The organism is Paenibacillus sp. sgz302191, assembly GCF_057749925.1.
In genome coordinates this window covers 18,025-35,054 of sequence record NZ_JBYLHY010000018.1, presented here as the reverse complement: position 1 = coordinate 35,054, position 17,030 = coordinate 18,025, and the positions used below count along the sequence as shown (strand labels likewise).

Genomic DNA, 17,030 nt, shown 5'->3' with positions numbered 1-17,030 from the left:
CGTTACTCCTTTCCATAACGAATCGGTGAAGGCAACGAAAATGCGCGTGGTACAAAACAAAACGCATCTTCGTTTTCAATAAAATTATACAGAGCGAGAAGAGTGTCAGAAATAGTGCAAAACAAAGGTGGAATATCTCGATATTAACATTAGGCTTCATTCGCCATGAATTGAAAGAGGAGGATAAACGGAATCGCGGCGCCGTGACTTGCTGATAACGGGAGGAGGGGGGGCATACAACGAGTTCTTAGCGATCCCCAGCTTGTCCGACCCATTCCTCCAGTTGACGGAACGTTGTTTGTTCCAAATCAATTGTCTGAAGCATGTGGGTCGTAAGCCGGATACGGGACTGCAGCTTATTGCCGGATAGGGCGATCTTGATCCATAGCAGTCGAGTTTTATCCCAGCGATCGGCTGCCAGCAGCATCTGATGAGCCAGATGGAGCAGTTGGGATTGGCCGCAAACATCATGCAGATGTAAGAGAAAAGCTGCATATCGTCTACGGTACAGCGGAAATTTCATCAAAATAAATTGATCCGGAAATGTTGAGCAGCTAGCGGGCAGGCCCTGTTCCTTATAGAGATTAGTAAACTCACATAAATCATAAAACGATTGCCGCAATCGCATCAGATCTTCCTCGTTGCATAACGATTCCTTGAGAATCGCAAACACATCTTGGGCTGAAGAAGAACGCGGGGTTAATTCGAATACAGCATAGCCACGGCAGATTTCCTGAAATAGATTCCAGGAGAAAGGTTCGCAATGCCCCTTATAAAACGCATCCATCAGGGTGAGTTCATTCTTCACGTTATCATAGCCAAGCACAAGGCAAGAATGAAGCACGTGCATTTGCCGATAGATCTCCGTCCACGGACAATGATAGGCATCGATTTCTACCAGCAGGGGCATGCCAGCGGCCAGTTGCCGCTTAATAAGATTCAGTAATTGGCGTTCGTCTTTTTCATCAGCGGGTCTGTTGAAAAATCGAACCCGAATGCCGTGATAGGCGGCTAAGTAATCAAGACTCGGCTTAGGAAATTCGACTCGTTCAAGGACCGATGTTGTCGGAGCTTCCCGCCGCAGCGAAAAGCTCCAAACATTAGCATACATACAATGGTTTCCGCGTCCCAGCCACTTGGCAACAGATGCGATTGCATCATCGATACAGCTTGGGAATTTATCCGTTTTCGGGACGCTCTTGACCGGCAGAATCACAAGCATACCAGGAATCCTCCTTTTTTGATTATCGGTCGCTTAAAGGAGGATCCTGGTCAAGCCAGTTCCATTCATTGTTTTCAATGAAGATTGCAGTGGAAAGCTCCGGAGGGAAGCCGGGATTCCGGAAACCAAACAGCATCGCGGCAAAGCCTTTGCACTTATCCGCTGTCGGATTGCTCAGAAGATCGCCTGCGAGTCGGATGAAGTTGTCCGGTTTTTCGGGCGCGTTTTCGACAGCCGTCATTAAAGACTTGTGGCATGGGAATAACATGCGATTGTGAGCAAGAATGATTCGGCCGCCAAACAACACAAGATTGCTTGCAGAATGGGCGAGCAAGTAGGGGTTGCTCTTTTTTACCGCTTCATCGGCAAAGTAAAAGCCATACAAAAAGATTTGCGCAAAAAAGTCCTTGATATTTTTATCCCGATTAGCCTCTGGAAAAACCGGTATTTTGGCGAGAAGCGAATCCAGGTCCGGAATACGTGAAAACCATGCCCTGGATCCGATAAAAGAAGCACGGGTCGGTTCGCTGCCGCGTTCGGCTGCCAGCTCCAGGAAGCGAAGATTGATTATTTTGCCGTCAATGTATCCCCCGGGATAATCGCATATTTCTTTCTCATGATTGATATACGAAAGGTTATAAGTCTTTTTTCGTTCGTCGTATGATTCATCGGTCACAACCAAGTAAACGTCAACGTCCGATGTTTCTTTCGCTTTTCCTTGCGCGACGGAACCCGCAGTAATTACGGCCAGTATCGTAGGATCCTGCCGCAGCGTATCAACCAGATTATTTAAAGCACGTTTATGATGCTCGTACATCGAAATTCCTCCCATTTCCTATGTTATGATTCTAAAGTAGCAAAAGGGTCGGCATTGCACTATGGTCAATTCTGCCATAAGCCAAGAGCTTCATGCTTCCATCAAAAAGGCTTGCTTTCCGGTATATGCCGCGAAAGCGAGCCTTTTTGCCGCTCTCCTTTACAAAAACTTTAACCCGATCACCGCGCCGTCGCCATTGCCGCTTGTTAGAATAGAGTCAAGACGGACGACGCTGGACACCCTTCCCTATACAACGATAATGACGAGAAAGAAGGAAGACGGCAATGAAAGTGATGATTGCGGAAGACGAAGTTTTGGTGCGGCTCGGTTTAAAAAAATCGATTCCGTGGTCGACGCTTGGCATGGAGCTTGTAGGCGAGGCGAAGGACGGCGCGGAAGCTTACGAATTGTTCAAGCTGCATCTGCCCGACATCGTGCTGGTCGACATCGAGCTCCCCAAGATGGACGGGCTGAAGTTTATCCGTCTTGCGAAAGCGCATCGGAGCGGCACCCATTTTATCGTGCTGACCTGCCACCAGGACATGAAATATATGCGTGAAGCGATCCAACTGCAGGTAAGCGATTTTATTTTAAAATCGACGCTGGATATGAAAGAGCTGTGCGATATATTGCAAAATATTGCTTTGAAGCAGGCGCGCGACGTGCCAAAGGAACAGGCGAAAACGCCGGAGGCCGCCATTTTGCCCGACGAAGCCTTCTACCGGAACTGGCTTGGCGGATCGCTGCGCGATTCAGCGCGCATCCGGCAGCAATTGGCGCGAACCGTCCCGGACGACGAATGTTTTATCGCTTGCGTCCTGCAGCTCGACGTCCGTTCGCACGTCCATATCCGGTTGTCGGAAGCGGATATCCGCGGCATGGGACAAAGGCTCGGGCGGCTGCTCGTTCAAGAGCATGGGGAGCACATGCTGGGCATTGTGGAAGAGACGCACTTGCACAGGTGGCATTTTATCGTGTCTGAACGGCTCGCAGCTGCGGACATGATCGCGTGGATGGATGCAGTGAAGGCCAACACCGGCATCGTGTTTTCGGTTGGCCGGAGTGCGCCGTTCGTTCACCCGCACGAATGGCAAACGCACGATCGCCGGGCGGCCGAACTGCTGCAGCACCAATATTATGACCCGGAAGGGGAGGGGCGCCTGTATGAAGGGGCGATTTCCCTTGGCGAAGCGCTGCCCGAGCCGGTGTCTCATGCGAGAAGGGAGCTGTACGAAAGGATCGGTTCGCTGCAGTTTGCCGAAGCCAAGCTCAAGGTGTACGAGCTGAAGGAGGCGCTGCTCCTTGCCCACCGGCTGCATCCCCACATCGTCAAAAACATGTTTACGGAATTTTTGTTTCGTATGTGGTCTGCGTCTGAGGAGCTGGCAGCTGGAAAATCGATAGCCGATCATCGCCTGGTCGATCAAATGTATGCGACGCAGAAGCTCGATCAAACCGCCTCACTGCTGCTCGCCGATATGGAAAGAGCCGAACGCCAACTGGAGTTGACGAATTCGGTCGACGACAAAACGAAAATTATCGTGCTGATCAAGCAATATATTAAAAACCATTTGCAGCAGGAAATATCGCTTCAGGAGGTCGCCGAAACCTTCCATCTCAACAGTTCGTATTTAAGCCGGCTGTTCCGCGAAGTAAGCCAAATGAGCTTTACCGAATTCGTTTTGTTCGAAAAAACGGAGCTTGCCATTGTTATGATGCGTAACGGCAAAAGCTTGACGGAAATTTCCGAGAAGCTCGGCTATTTGAATTTAAGTTCGTTCACCCGCATGTTCAAGAAGGTGCGCGGCGCTTCGCCGTCGCTGTTCCTCGGCCGAACGGCGAAGCATGATAAATGAAAAGCGGCGAACGATCAAATCGGGGCCGTTTTTTTACAATTCGTTCATGAAGCAAGCCTGCCGCCATCCGGCAAATGCCGCATAAAGAGATAAGCGATCGGTCACTTCCTGTCATTTCCCGCCGGCGGCCTCCCGCCTATAATTTGAACTAGCAATTGATCAACCACATAATGAGGAGGAGTTCAAATGAGTGTCGGCATCATTGCCATGCGCGTTATGCGGGTATGGCTTGCTGCAATCATCGTTTTTGTCACGATTGTCCCCGGTATGAACACATATGCCGCCGGGCCTGTTTCTGCATCCCCGCCCGATCTTGAAGGGCATTGGGCTAAGGAAACGATGGAGCGCTGGCTGCGCAACGACCTGCTTCAAGGTTATCCGGACGGCAAGGCGGAGCCGGACCGGACAGTCACCCGCGCAGAATGGATGGCGCTTGCCAACCGCGCGTTCGGCTTCAGCGCAGCGGGCGAGATCGGCTTCCCGGACATCGCGGCGCCCGACTGGGCTTACCCGGAGGTGCAAAAAGCGGTCAAGGCCGGTTACGTGACCGGCTATGAGGACGGCACGATTCGCGTTGACGGCAGCGTCAGCCGCGAGGAAGCGGCGGTTATGCTCGCGCGGATGTTGAATCTGAACGTGAACGCGGCCGCAGGCGGCGCGGACAAGTTCATAGATGCGAAGAAGATCGCGGGCTGGAGCCAGCCGTCGGTTGCGGCGCTCGCTGCAAGCAAGCTGATTGCCGGTTATGCCGACGGCAGCTTCAAGCCGCAGGCGAAGCTGACCCGCGCAGAGGCGGTCATGCTGCTGGATGCAGCGATGGCAGCCGCCAAACCGGCGGACAAGCCGGCCCAAACTGTGTACGACCAACCGGGCGTATACGGGGATGCCGATCGGGTCACGGTCGTCAGTGGCGACGTGACAGTTCGATCGGCAGGCGTTACGCTGCGCAATATGCGGATCACCGGGAAATTGATTCTTGCCGGGGAGATCGGCGAAGGCGACGTCCATATGAGCCGGCTGACCGTTCAGGGCGATACGGTCGTGTTGGGCGGCGGCGCGAACAGCGTTCATTTCGCGGACTGCACGCTGGCGAAGCTGATCGTTCGCAAAGGCAAGGGCAGCGTGCGAGTTGTCGTTGAAGGATCGACAGGCGTGGCGAACGCCAGCGTCGAATCCCCGGCCACGCTGGAGGAAGCTGTGAACTTGACCGGCAGCGGGTTCGCGGGCGTAAGCATCGGCGGGCAAATGGCCGAAGACGCGGCTGTGAAGCTGATCGGGCGATTCGACAGCGTATCCGTTGCTGCGGCGCATATTTCCGTTCAATTGGAGAACGGATCGGCAGCCCGGCTCACGGTCGAGAAGCAAGCGGAGGGGGTTACGCTGACGGTGGCGGCTGACGCCAGCATCGCCAAGCTGATCCTCGACTCGCTGGCGAAGGTGCTTGGCCAAGGCTCCATCGACGAAGCGACGTTAAGCGAGCTTGCGAAGAACACGACGTTCGAGAAGCAGCCGCGCAAAGTGACCGGAGGTTCCGGCAGCGGCAATGGCGGCGGGAGCAGCACCGGCAACGGTGGTAACAGCGGTAATGGTGGCAATGGCAATGGAGGCGACAACGGCGGTAATGGCAATGGAGGTAACAATGGCGGCAATCCGCCGACAGATCCTGCTCCCGCGCTTGTGTTTCCGGTCATGAGCGATACGCATGTCGGCATCGAGGATGTTTCCCAGGACGCGGCGGCCAAATTCAAGCAAGCGCTGGAAGTGTACAACACGCTCGCCCAATATGATGCCGTCGTCGTTAACGGCGATTTCGTGGACAGCGGGAAAGTGGAGCAGTACGACGAGGCCATGGCCATTCTGGAAGCCAATAAAGAAAAAGCGGCCAAGTCGATCCTCGTTCCCGGCAACCATGAATATTACGCCAGCAAAGAATTCGGCGGCGACAAGTATAAAGCAGCGGAACGGTTTTATGACAAAACCGGCATGAATACAGCCGGATACAACGTGGAAGCCGTAGATCGCAATACCGAAAACGCGGGCGTATTTTTCGATACTTGGGTTAAAGGCTACCATTTCATCGTGATGGATCATGACCGCAGCACCATGTCCGACGCCAAGTACAAGTGGCTGGAGGAGAAAATCGGCACGGATGAGCAAGGGAAAGCGGCGGACCCGACCAAACCGGTGTTTGTTTTCACCCATTATCCGTATCGAAACACGACTTACGGCAGCGAAGGCGCCGGCTGGAAAAACCCGGCCGAGTACGCCAAATTCAAAACGATCATGGCGAAGCATCCGAATGCGATGATGTTTACGGGACATACGCACTATACGCTGGAGCATCCCAATACGATTAACGCAGACGACGGATTCATCCGCGTGGGCGACGGAGCGACCTCTTTCGTACAAGCGTACGGATACAGCAATGACAGCGATATTTATTTGGACAAGAAGCTATCGCAAGGATTGCTTGTCAAAGTGTACGGCGACAAGATTGTTATCGAACGAAGAGAGCTCGACCGGCAAGGCGCGATCATCGGAGAGCCTTACAAGATCGATTTGGAAAATCCGGTAGCTTCGGCCAAAGCCTATTCGGCAGATAGCCGGAATCCCGAATTCGCGGCAGGGTCCAAGCTGACGGTATCTTCCGTCACCGCAGTATCCGCCTTGCTCGAATGGCCTAAAGCTCTGGACGATACGCGCGTGGATCATTACGAAATATACGCGAACGACAAGCTGATCGGCGCGCCGTTAGTGATCTCGCCGTTCGTCGAGGCTTCCGCTCATACTTTTGCGGCTAAAGGTTTAACGCCGAATACGGAGTACAGCGTGTCGATCCGAGCCGTCGACGCCTTCGGCAAACCGTCGCAGCCGATCTCCGCAGCTTTCCGGACTGCAGCGGCTCCGGCCGGATACGATCCGCGGCAGGCGGATATTTTGGACATGGATTTCACGAACGCAGCGGGCAATATCGTGAAGGACGGCTCCATCAACGGGAACGATGCCGTTCTTGAGCACAACGCCAAGGTGTTGCAGGATGCCAAATTTGGCAAGCAAGCGCTGGTCCTTGACGGAGCGGGAAGCCGCGGGCTGCCGAGCTCGGTCGCACGGGTGAAATATAACAGCAGCCTGTTCAAGCAGGACGCGATGACGATCGAAGCGGCTTTCTATATTTCGCCGGACAGCGATTTGTCGAAGGATGAGTACCATATTCTCGGCACCTACGAGAACGGCGGCTATTATCTCTATTACTCCGCCAAAGACCAGAAGTTCGTGTTCGACACACAAAATTCGAACGATCCGGCCGAATCGGACGTCATCGCGGACGTGAAGGGAAAAGTGTTTTATCTCACCGCCGTGTATGACGGAGACGCAGCAGACGGGTATGCCGGCGGTTCCATCAAGCTGTACGTGAACGGCGTTTTGGACGGCAGCAACACAACGAGTGGTAAGCTCCCAATCAACGAAACGAACGATTTGATCCTCGGCGGCGACGTTGAAGGCTACGGCGATGTGATCCATCTGTTCGAAGGCGCGATCAACCGCGTCAAAATGTATTCGCGTGCACTGAGTGCCGAAGAAGTCGCCGAGAACTACGATCAATACCACGGAACGGTTAAAATCGTAGGCGGACACGACATCGTTCTGTTCAAGGACGAAATCGCCTGGATGGACGTCAAAGCGCCGCTCGGCGCCGAGGCGAATTGGAGCATACCGCAGAACGGCGTCATCAAGGAAGATGACGACCACGGCAGCAGGCGCGCCATCAAAGCGCTGGCTCCCGGCGTCGAGACCGTACGCGTGACCGCCGGCAACGAAAGCGACACAGCGAACGTGATCGTGGCCAACTATAACGTTAAGCTGACGCTGAACGCCGGCATCCATAATACGGCTGACCTTGCCTCCATCATGGCACCGGGCAAAACGGCCACGAATTGGAGCTCGTTGTCGCCGGAAGTGGCGACGGTTGACGCGAATGGTACAGTAACTGCAAAGATGGTCGGCAATACGGTCGTTTCCGCAACCGTCGACGGCGTGACGGTAAGGACAAGGGTGATCGTAGATCCGGATCCGGCTAAGTTCGAACCTTTGGACCCTATCGATATTACAAAAAGGCCGACAACGGCGCAAAAGGTCAGTCCGGAAAATATTGCGCCTGCGGTCGTAAACACAGTGCTGCAAAAGATCGTGAGCAAGTATGCAAAAACAGATTCCGCACTGCCGCAGGAAGTGAAGGATTATATTAACGGCACCATCCAGGCGCCGACGGATCGATCGATCCCGGCATTAAACGGGAATCTTCCCGGGGAAATCCTTCCGGTTGATGCCGCAGACGTCAAATTCAGCGTCACGGACGTGACCTATACGACATGGCTCGCTACAAATAAAGGCGTCGTGCGCATCAACCTCGGCGAAACATATTCGCGCGACGTCGTGCAATTGTTCGCGACGCACCGTTATTTGCCCGACGACGACGTTCAATTTATCGCTCCCGATAGCAATAACGGGATTTGGGCGGTAACAGTCAGTGGCGTTTCCCATATCGAGATGATCGGGATGGGCTATGAGAAAAAAGCCCAGATCATGAGCGACAATCTGGAAGCCAATAACTTGCGTCGCGGTCCGGACGGCCAAATCGCCTTGCCGTTCCTCTCCGAAGGCAGCGGCGCGCCGGGGAACCGCCGAGGGTATGAAACCGATAATGACGGGTTGTGGACGGCCGACGCCATCGCCGGCGAATTGTTCCGCACCGCAGTAGAGGAAGCGAAAAATCCGAACAGCGTTCAGGCCCAACAGGCGCGCGCAAGGGCGACAAGATCCGTGGAAGCCGATCTAATGCTTATGTACGTCACTGGACGCGCGGGGCAGATCGAAGCCAAGGTCAGAATGCTGCCGTACAGCACGATGGATGTCGGTTCGATGAGCTACTCCTATCTAAAAGCCGGGGGCCGCAAAAATAATCCGGACGATTATGTGTACTCGGGGCCGGCGGCGACTGAAAAACGGACGATCCAGGGCTTTATCAGCCGGACGATGGGTATCGACAAATCGGGCTTCGACAAGCATGACAGCTGGAACGGCATCTTTTATAAAAAAGGTTTGACGGTGGATGGCAAAAGCTATTCCTACAATACGACCGATTCGTTCGCAGACCCAACTAATACAGGGAACGATGACGTCCGGAAAAAAGGCTGGGGCGAATTCGCGGGATCGGTCGTCAATTCCGCAAGCGACATTCCCGCCAGGCTTTCCAAGCTGTTTACCGATCTCGGCGCAACCGAGAAGGACTTGTATTACAAAGGCGATACAAGCGCCGACGAAATTCTCGGGCATATGTATTTGTACAAAATCGCTTACGATACGCTCTGTACCGGACCGAATGCGGATAACGAGCTGGGCCGGCTGATCGCGAATGCGGCGGGAGAGTTCGCTCGGCATATCATCAACAACGGCTACACGATTACCGATATTACCGGGCAGCCGACCGTACATGGCAAATACACCGGCGATGTGTTCGGCCGGACCGAAGACGCCGGTGAAGATACGGCGCTGCGGGCGGCGGAGCTGATGACCATCTTCAAGACGGCGGCATACGTCTCGGGCAACGACATGTTCCTGAACGAATACCGCAAGGTGGCAAGGGATTACATTTATCCGTCCGTATTTGAAAACGTGGATGCTTATAACGACGTAGTCGCCGGCATTAAAGGAACTGGACCGCTTGCCGGGGCCGAAGCGCTTAAAGGCGTCAATATGCCTCCGCAAAACGGGGTTGCCCAAGGCTACATGCAGCGGCTCAATCAACGTTGGGCGAGCTACTATTATGCCAGCCGAAGGGATCGCGACCCGTCTCCGTTCACCTGGTACAATTATTCGGACGAACGGCAGGCGATGTTCACCTTCTACAATCTGATCGCGATTCCGGAGAAGGCGGGCGACGACGACATCGCCGTCATGATCCGCGCCGGACTCGACAACTGGTATAAGTCCAACATGCAATATGAAGATGAGCCGCTGTGGGATTACATTTACCAGCTTGCTTATCCCGACCGGCGAGTCGTCGACCTGAACAAGGCGGCATGGGTGCTGAAACGGACGCCGATCGACCGGACGGATTATTACGTCAATCTTACCGGCCGCAAAGATATTTCGTGGTTCGTGACAAAAGCGATCGTCAATGCCGACGACGGGTACAACAACAAGACTTCCGGGGGCGGATTGCTCACTGATGCCGGCGTTCCAGCGGCCAACGGGATCGTATACGACCCGGCGACGGGGCAATACGTCAAGCAGGCGGTCAAAGAAGGCGATCTGTTCGTCGTAAGAACGAGAAGACAGGAAGGCCGGCATGTGCAAACGGCGATGAAAGGCGACCCGACAAGGAAAATCGCGGTTTCCCCTGACGAACGCCCGCTCACGAGACCCGGCGACAGCATGTTCGCGATTGACGACGGCGGCAATGAAAACACCTGGGATTACGGGAACGCCTTTAATGCTCCGTATTGGATGGCGCGTTATTACGGCATGATTACCGCCGATCAATAAACGGCGATATGGATTGGGAGGAGAAAAATCGATAGCTGGAAATCGAACGCATTGAACGAAGTGGCCCGAGTTTTTTAGATCAGCCTTAGAAAAGCATCCGCCGTGAGGCGGATGCTTTAGGTTCACGAATCGAATCGATATTCTTGCGGTGTGCATCCATAGTGCTTTTAAAGATCTTGATGAAATGAGGCGGAGCCAGAAAGCCCAGCTTGGAGCTAATGTCGGAAATTTTGAGATCGGTGCTTTTGAGCAAATAGGCCGCTTTTTCCATGCCACGGAGCGCTGATACAGTTCAGCGATACTATCGGGGAACGAATAAACGGGACTTGCAGTGCCATAATTCAAATACGTCTTGAAACACTTCTTCGGCAATGTTTGTTACGGCATATTCAAGCAAGGAGAGCGAGTGAAGATCATACCCCGAGAAATCCTCTTCTAAGCGTACAAGCGCTTAACAAGAAAATTGGGGCTTATTTATATATTGAATGGAGAGATAACAAGTTGCATATGTATTCGATATCTTATGTTAATCCTAAAATTGCCACAAGTGCACTATGTACTCATCCAAACAAGAGTTAAATACGAAATGGGCCCCGGGAGTAATCTTCCTAGGGCCACTTTTATTTGATCGACACAACACTGCTCGGTAATTGAAAGTGAACTAAAGACAGGAAAGTATTGTTATATAGGCCGCTGCTTCTTTTTTAGGATCAGTCCAAAGCTTATTTTACGAGGGCCGCCGGATTGAGAACGGTGTTCCAACTTACTGCTCATCCTTTTATTTTTGAGTATCTTAGAATCCGTTTGTACATCGTTTTGTTCTTCAAAGTGTTAAAGATGCTCATATCAGGCTCTGTATTAATCTCCAAGACCCAGGGATACAATTTATAATCAATTGCTATATCAACTCCGAATGCTCGTTTACTTCTATAACTTTTACGAAGGACAGTGCTTGCATCTTTCCCTAATCTCTCAATTATTTGAATGTACTGTTTCCTTGATTCGTCATTCAGATGTGACTTGAGCAAGGTATCTATAGGTAAGGGAGTTCCACCAGAATGATAATTTGTTACTATTTTATTACGCTTCGATTGTCTTCCAATAATCCCAGTCACATCTAATATTCCTTTTTCATTCTTTTGCACCATAACTCTGATATCGAACGGACGATTATTGTGTTTTAACAATACAATTCCTTCTTGAACAATATATTTATCTCTAATTAGATTCCTTTGAATCGAATCAAATAAGACATTCAATGAGTTAAAATTACGAACATTCGATCCGGTGCGTAAAATAAAGTTATTTTTTTCCTTAGTTAATTTATATATCCCATGACCGCCTGTTCCCTCATCAGGTTTTAGGTAAACTGATCCATACAATCTCAGCATTATTTTAATGTTAGACAAAGTTGCTTTTCGAGTGTTTGGCAAGAATTTGCGTATCATTTTATATTTCTTCATGAAATTGTACTTTCCTAATTTACCCATTTTATATTTTACCTTTTTCACACGATCTTCCTCCTAAACTGATCATATTTCTCACCCAAGACCGATGCTTAAACTATTGCCGAGGTATGTCGTCTTTGTTTTTTATTGATTAAACCAGTCTTATTCAAAAGATAACGTAATACCTTCATCTGGTACATTACTCGAACTGCTTTAGGTAAACTGCAGCTTGTCTCCACAGTGATGGAGTTTGATTTTAGTAAGCGATACGCAGCGGTACGGCCAGACCCAGGTAAAGAACGTATACGAATTGAAAATTGCCTTGATTTATTAGAAATAGAACGGTTCATATGATTTGTAAGGCGTCTAATTAATGGTATTGCTTCACTATTTGGATTCGTAAGCAATGTCTGCCCTAATACGCTTGGGTCTAATTTTGAGAAACCTCTGGCTTCGTGCAGATCAACGTACCATTCAGGTTGAAATTGCTTCGCTAACCGAAATAGTGCGGCCGTTAGCGGGTGATTTGCTGCAACGTTAGGTTTACGTGGGAAAGTCCGATTCAAATCGGGAGTACCTCTGATACGTTTCTTATAGGCGATCTGATTGACGATTGGAACGATAATCAACATTCCTTTGTCGATATGGAGGATGTTCTTCCGTAGTAAATCCACCAGTTTATTAGCCGCGAGTACGTTTGCTGTTTCATCCCCATGAATCCCCGCCGTTATCATTACTGTTTTTCTCACAGTGTTCCCCTTGATAATGTAATAAGGTGTTTCGAACTTAGTCCCTTTTGCTAAAAGAAGTTTCGATATTTGCATTGCAGTAGTCACCTCCCAGTTAGTGACTAATGTACGTTCCGATCCGTCCATACGAAACGGACATTAGCACAAACAGCAAACGCTCCATTAATACAAATATCTCTTCCAGCCGCGGCAGAAAGACTTATCATGATCCGGGCAAAAATGGATTGTCGAACGACACAAACATTGTCCTTTTAAAGTCGCATAAATTGCGGCTTTTTATAACAACGCGGGATCCATATCCAGATCGTGCAAAAGAAATAGGGCTTCCTTCGCAGCAGCGAAGAAATCCGTTTGACGTGAGGAATACGAAAATTAAACATGTTGCCATAAGTTGGAATGTTTGATAACATGTTAACGATAACACATGGAATCATGGAGACTAATATGAATGTCAAGATGGCGGATGTAGCAAAAGCAGCGGGCGTTTCTCTTGCAACCGTCGGCAGGGTTCTGCACAATAACGGTTACGTGTCTGAAGAGAAACGCAAGGAGATCGAGCGGATCATCAAAGAGATGGGGTATATTCCGAACAAGATTGCACAGGGGCTGAAAAGCAGTCAAAGCAAAATCATTGGGCATTTGATGCTATTTAGCGCTAACATGCAGTTTATGGAGATCAGTTCTGCAATCAATGTTGCTGCCTCGAACAGCGGTTATCATGTGCTGACTCTTACGAGCCACAATGGCTTGGGTGAGGAAGAGCAACAGGTCAACGACTTGATCGGTCACCGTGTGGACGGAGCTATCATTACCTCGAATCGTGCCTTTTCAAAGGATTTAATCAACCGATTGATCGAAAAAAATATACCCGTTGTGATGATTGAACGGACCTATGAAATACCCTTGGTAGATCGTATTGTGGTTAATGATCGCGCCAGTTCGCAAAGCGCCGTTCGTCATATGGTGAATAAAGGACACCGACGTATCGCTTTTATCGGCGCCAAGCTGGGACATCAGGTTGAAGTGGACCGTTACCAGGGATACCTTGATGCTCTGAACGAGGCAGGAATAACGCCGCAAGAGGAGTGGATAAGGGTTAAGCCCGACTATTCTGTGGACGCCGGCCGGAAGGCAGCTAGCGATCTACTGGATGCGAAGCGTCCTCCGACGGCGATTTTTATGACCTCAGACATCTATGCCTGCGGCGTGATGCAAGTTTTGTATGAACGCGGTCTTCGCGTGCCGGACGACCTGTCGCTTATCGGATACGACAACACGCTGTCGGCCCTGCTCTCTCCGCCGATTACATCGGTCGGACTACCGTTCAAAGAAATCGGTGATCATACTATGCAACTGCTTCTACGAAGAATGGAAGACACGAAAGCCTCATCCCGCACGATCGGAATAGACCCATTTCTGATGGATCGGCATACGGTGCGGGAATGGCATGGCGACTAGTCGGGCGTACGATGCAGGAACTTTGGAATTGATTCGCCTTCGGCATTCGATTTCGGGTCTTGTTTCACCAATGTGTTAACGTTAACACATATCTCTTATGTGATGTGTTAACGATAACATAAATAACAGAGTCTTTATGAAGGTATCCCGGTTCGTTTTCCGGATTCTTTGCTATGCTCTAATCCAATTTATAACCAGAGGAGTGGAAGTACGATGACACAACCGATGCCAATGCTTACACAGATTTGCCTTGTTGTCCATGATGCGGAACAGGCAAGCGCCAATTGGGCTAAAGTGCTGGGCGTTCAACAGGCAACTGTCGAGACACTGAAGATGGAGGGAGTGCTTCACTATACGTATGGAAAACCAGTAGAATACATTGGATGCAAGGTGGCCAAGTACGAATTGGAGAATCTGATCCTGGAACTTATGCAGCCCGCCGAATCTCCGAGTCCCTGGAGAACCTTTCTCGATCAACACGGACCAGGAGTTTTCCATTTCTGCTTGTACGTGGATGACCGCAAGTCCATGTATCGGACTCTGGCCGACATCGGAGCAGAGCTCCCGTACCATATTGGCTATTTTGCCAAAGGTTCTTACAGCTACGTGGACACGAGATCTCAGCTTGGACTGGAGCTTAGCATCAACAACCGAGCCGACAATCTCGATTTGGTGCAGCGCCTTGCCCAAGGGAGGGCAAAAGCTTTAGATGAAGTAAAGGATCTTTAGATATCGAAAAGTAAAGTACATGCCCATTCAAACAACAAAGGAGAACGAAAAATGGATATTCAAACCCTTCGGGCTTTAATAAAAGAAAGGGATTCCTATAGCATTCTGGAAACGATAGATATCATAACAGGCGAACGGACTGTTTTGCGGGAGTTCGATGAGGTCATCGAGGCTCCCAACTGGACGAAAGACGGCCGATTTTTGGCGTATAACAGCAACGGCCTTATGTACACCTACGAGCTGGATACCGGAACGATAAGGCAGATCGAGACCGGATTTGCCATCGACTGCAATAATGATCATGTACTTTCTCCCGACTGCGCTCAAATCGCAATTAGCCATTTTACGGAAGAGGATGCGTTGTCCAGAATATACGTTCTTCCATTTGAGGGAGGGGTACCGGTACTGGTGACGCCGAACGGTCCAAGCTATTTGCACGGTTGGTCTCCGGACGGCTCGACTCTTGCTTACTGTGCGGAAAGAAACGGACAATATGATATTTTTACTATTCCGGCGAGCGGTGGTGAAGAGATCCAGCTTACTGACCTTCCCGGGTTGGATGACGGACCTGAATTTTCGATCTGCGGTCGCTGGATATGGTTTAATTCGACACGAAGCGGATTGATGCAGATTTGGCGCATGGGTTCTGACGGGAAAAACCCGGAGCGAATGACATTTGAAGAAGCCAATTGTTGGTTTCCGCATATGTCCCCGGATGGCGAATGGGTATCCTATCTGGTTTACCGCAAAGGTGATGTGGCTCCCGGAGAACACCCGGCTAATAAACAGGTGGAACTGCGTCTAATGCCTGCGGGCGGCGGACCGTCGCGTACGATTGCCCGACTGTTCGGCGGTCAGGGAACGATAAATGTCAATTCGTGGGCGCCGGACAGCCGTAAACTGGCTTTTGTTTCATATCGGCTGAAGCAGTAGCGTTCAAGTCCTGGAAAGAAGGGGGCGTAGTGATGACCTTTCAATCCCGGGCAGCGACTACATATATCTAGAAGGGAAGATGGGCATGGACACAGTGAAACCGGTTAAAGTTGCAGTAGTGGGCTGTGGGAGGATTAGCGAGGCGTATTTGAGTTCAATGATTAACCGCTTTCGTATATTGGATGTGGCCGGTTGTTGCGATCGCAATCCCGACAAGGTGGAACAGACCTCGAAAAAGCATACATCAGAGCGCTCTCCATGGAAGAGATACTGGAGGACGATTCGATTGAAATCGTAGTAAATCTGATCGCTCCGACTGCACATTACGGTGTCGTGAAACAATTCTATTCGACGCCAATTCCATACTCATCGTTCCGGAGAAGCCGACGCTTGTGCTGTTTGGCACCAATGGCCTCATGTACATGTCCGATCCTAACCGTTTTGGCGGTAAGGTCAAGGTTATTCTAAAGGCAACACGGAGCCCATGGTCATACAGCAATCCCATGCCTTCACCGGAGAGAGCCGAGGACTTGGCGTCGCAGAGATGGCGTGGTCTATGCGCAAAGGCAGAGTGAATCGCGCGAACAAGGAAATGGCCTATCATGCTCCGGGAATTCGAGCTGCTGCTGTTTCTTTCCAGAAATCCCAATATCGTTTTCTCCAAGGAAAGGCTCTTCGAACGAATCTGGGGATTCGATTATATTAGCGACAATACGACCGTCACGGTGTACATCAACCGAATCAGATCGAAAATCGAGAAGGATAGCAGCAATCCGGGGTGCCGGCTATCGCTTCAACAAGATCTAAGGAGGCGCTGGATGAGAATTGCCATCGTGACAGGAACGTTTCTTCCTTCGACCGATGGAATTGTTACCCGCTTAACGGCTTCCTTTTTATCGCACCAAAAGAAAAAAGGGCAGGTAACCAAAATCTCGATATTCAGTGTCCCACTGGATATCCCTACGCCGGCATTGCGAAGTAGAAGGCCCGCCCCTAAAAAGGGGCGAGGCCTTCTTTTACTGAGGCGATTTAAAAGCGTGGTGAAAAAGCAGCCGGAAAGCCGATAGGGAGTTGGAGTAGCAAGATGGAATTTATTTGATGATATTTGTTTTATGTGTAACAAAGCGGGTAACTTTATGAAATGGAGAGACATGATGAAAAGTTGCACAAATTTACAATATTTTTGAAAAGGATCTTTTAATTTTGTTTTTTTAAAATTGTTTTTTTTCTAAAAAAGGAGCCCCTTTTATAAATTATCTGAATATTTACGGA

The 17,030-nt window shown here is 50.4% G+C and carries 11 protein-coding genes and 1 pseudogene; 7 read left to right on the top strand and 5 right to left on the bottom strand.

Going from position 1 to position 17,030, the window contains the following annotated elements; genetic code table 11:
- Positions 1–247: 247 nt before the first annotated feature.
- A complete protein-coding gene (locus AC3G2T_RS23565; RefSeq protein WP_488437099.1) occupies positions 248–1,222 on the bottom strand; it encodes a hypothetical protein in 975 nt (324 codons plus the stop codon).
- A gap of 22 nt (positions 1,223–1,244) precedes the next feature.
- Complete coding sequence (locus AC3G2T_RS23560) at positions 1,245–2,039, bottom strand: nucleotidyltransferase domain-containing protein (protein ID WP_488437098.1); 795 nt, start codon at positions 2,037–2,039, stop codon at positions 1,245–1,247.
- 284 nt (positions 2,040–2,323) lie between these two features.
- On the opposite strand from AC3G2T_RS23560, the gene AC3G2T_RS23555 reads away from it, so the two are divergent.
- Positions 2,324–3,895 carry a response regulator gene (locus AC3G2T_RS23555; protein ID WP_488437097.1) on the top strand — a complete coding sequence of 524 codons (1,572 nt, stop codon included), beginning with the start codon at positions 2,324–2,326 and terminating at the stop codon, positions 3,893–3,895.
- Positions 3,896–4,081: 186 nt separating this feature from the next.
- Positions 4,082–10,441 (top strand): S-layer homology domain-containing protein, encoded by a 6,360-nt coding sequence (locus tag AC3G2T_RS23550; protein WP_488437096.1) that lies wholly within the window; start codon positions 4,082–4,084, stop codon positions 10,439–10,441.
- An 85-nt stretch (positions 10,442–10,526) separates the two neighbouring features.
- Here AC3G2T_RS23550 and AC3G2T_RS23545 read toward each other — a convergent pair whose 3' ends face one another.
- The 3 genes from AC3G2T_RS23545 to AC3G2T_RS23535 form a co-directional block, all read right to left on the bottom strand.
- Positions 10,527–10,712, bottom strand: a complete 186-nt coding sequence (locus AC3G2T_RS23545) for a helix-turn-helix transcriptional regulator (RefSeq protein ID WP_474680994.1) — start codon at positions 10,710–10,712, stop codon at positions 10,527–10,529.
- 499 nt (positions 10,713–11,211) lie between these two features.
- Positions 11,212–11,952 carry a YheC/YheD family protein gene (locus AC3G2T_RS23540; RefSeq protein WP_474680995.1) on the bottom strand — a complete coding sequence of 247 codons (741 nt, stop codon included), beginning with the start codon at positions 11,950–11,952 and terminating at the stop codon, positions 11,212–11,214.
- Positions 11,953–11,999: 47 nt separating this feature from the next.
- Entirely contained in the window at positions 12,000–12,713 is a 714-nt protein-coding gene (locus tag AC3G2T_RS23535) for a deacylase (protein WP_474680996.1), read from the bottom strand.
- A gap of 369 nt (positions 12,714–13,082) precedes the next feature.
- On the opposite strand from AC3G2T_RS23535, the gene AC3G2T_RS23530 reads away from it, so the two are divergent.
- From AC3G2T_RS23530 to AC3G2T_RS23510, 5 genes and pseudogenes are all read left to right on the top strand, one after another.
- On the top strand, positions 13,083–14,096 hold the full coding sequence (locus AC3G2T_RS23530; RefSeq protein ID WP_488437095.1) for a LacI family DNA-binding transcriptional regulator: 1,014 nt from the start codon (positions 13,083–13,085) through the stop codon (positions 14,094–14,096).
- Positions 14,097–14,309: 213 nt separating this feature from the next.
- Positions 14,310–14,825 carry a VOC family protein gene (locus AC3G2T_RS23525; protein ID WP_474680998.1) on the top strand — a complete coding sequence of 172 codons (516 nt, stop codon included), beginning with the start codon at positions 14,310–14,312 and terminating at the stop codon, positions 14,823–14,825.
- Between the two features lie 51 nt (positions 14,826–14,876).
- Positions 14,877–15,758: a TolB family protein gene (locus tag AC3G2T_RS23520; protein WP_474680999.1), complete on the top strand. Its 882-nt coding sequence runs from the start codon at positions 14,877–14,879 to the stop codon at positions 15,756–15,758.
- A gap of 602 nt (positions 15,759–16,360) precedes the next feature.
- Positions 16,361–16,522 (top strand): annotated as a pseudogene (locus tag AC3G2T_RS23515) (winged helix-turn-helix domain-containing protein); the annotation flags it as partial.
- A gap of 54 nt (positions 16,523–16,576) precedes the next feature.
- Positions 16,577–16,825 carry a hypothetical protein gene (locus AC3G2T_RS23510; protein ID WP_474681051.1) on the top strand — a complete coding sequence of 83 codons (249 nt, stop codon included), beginning with the start codon at positions 16,577–16,579 and terminating at the stop codon, positions 16,823–16,825.
- Positions 16,826–17,030 lie beyond the last annotated feature (205 nt).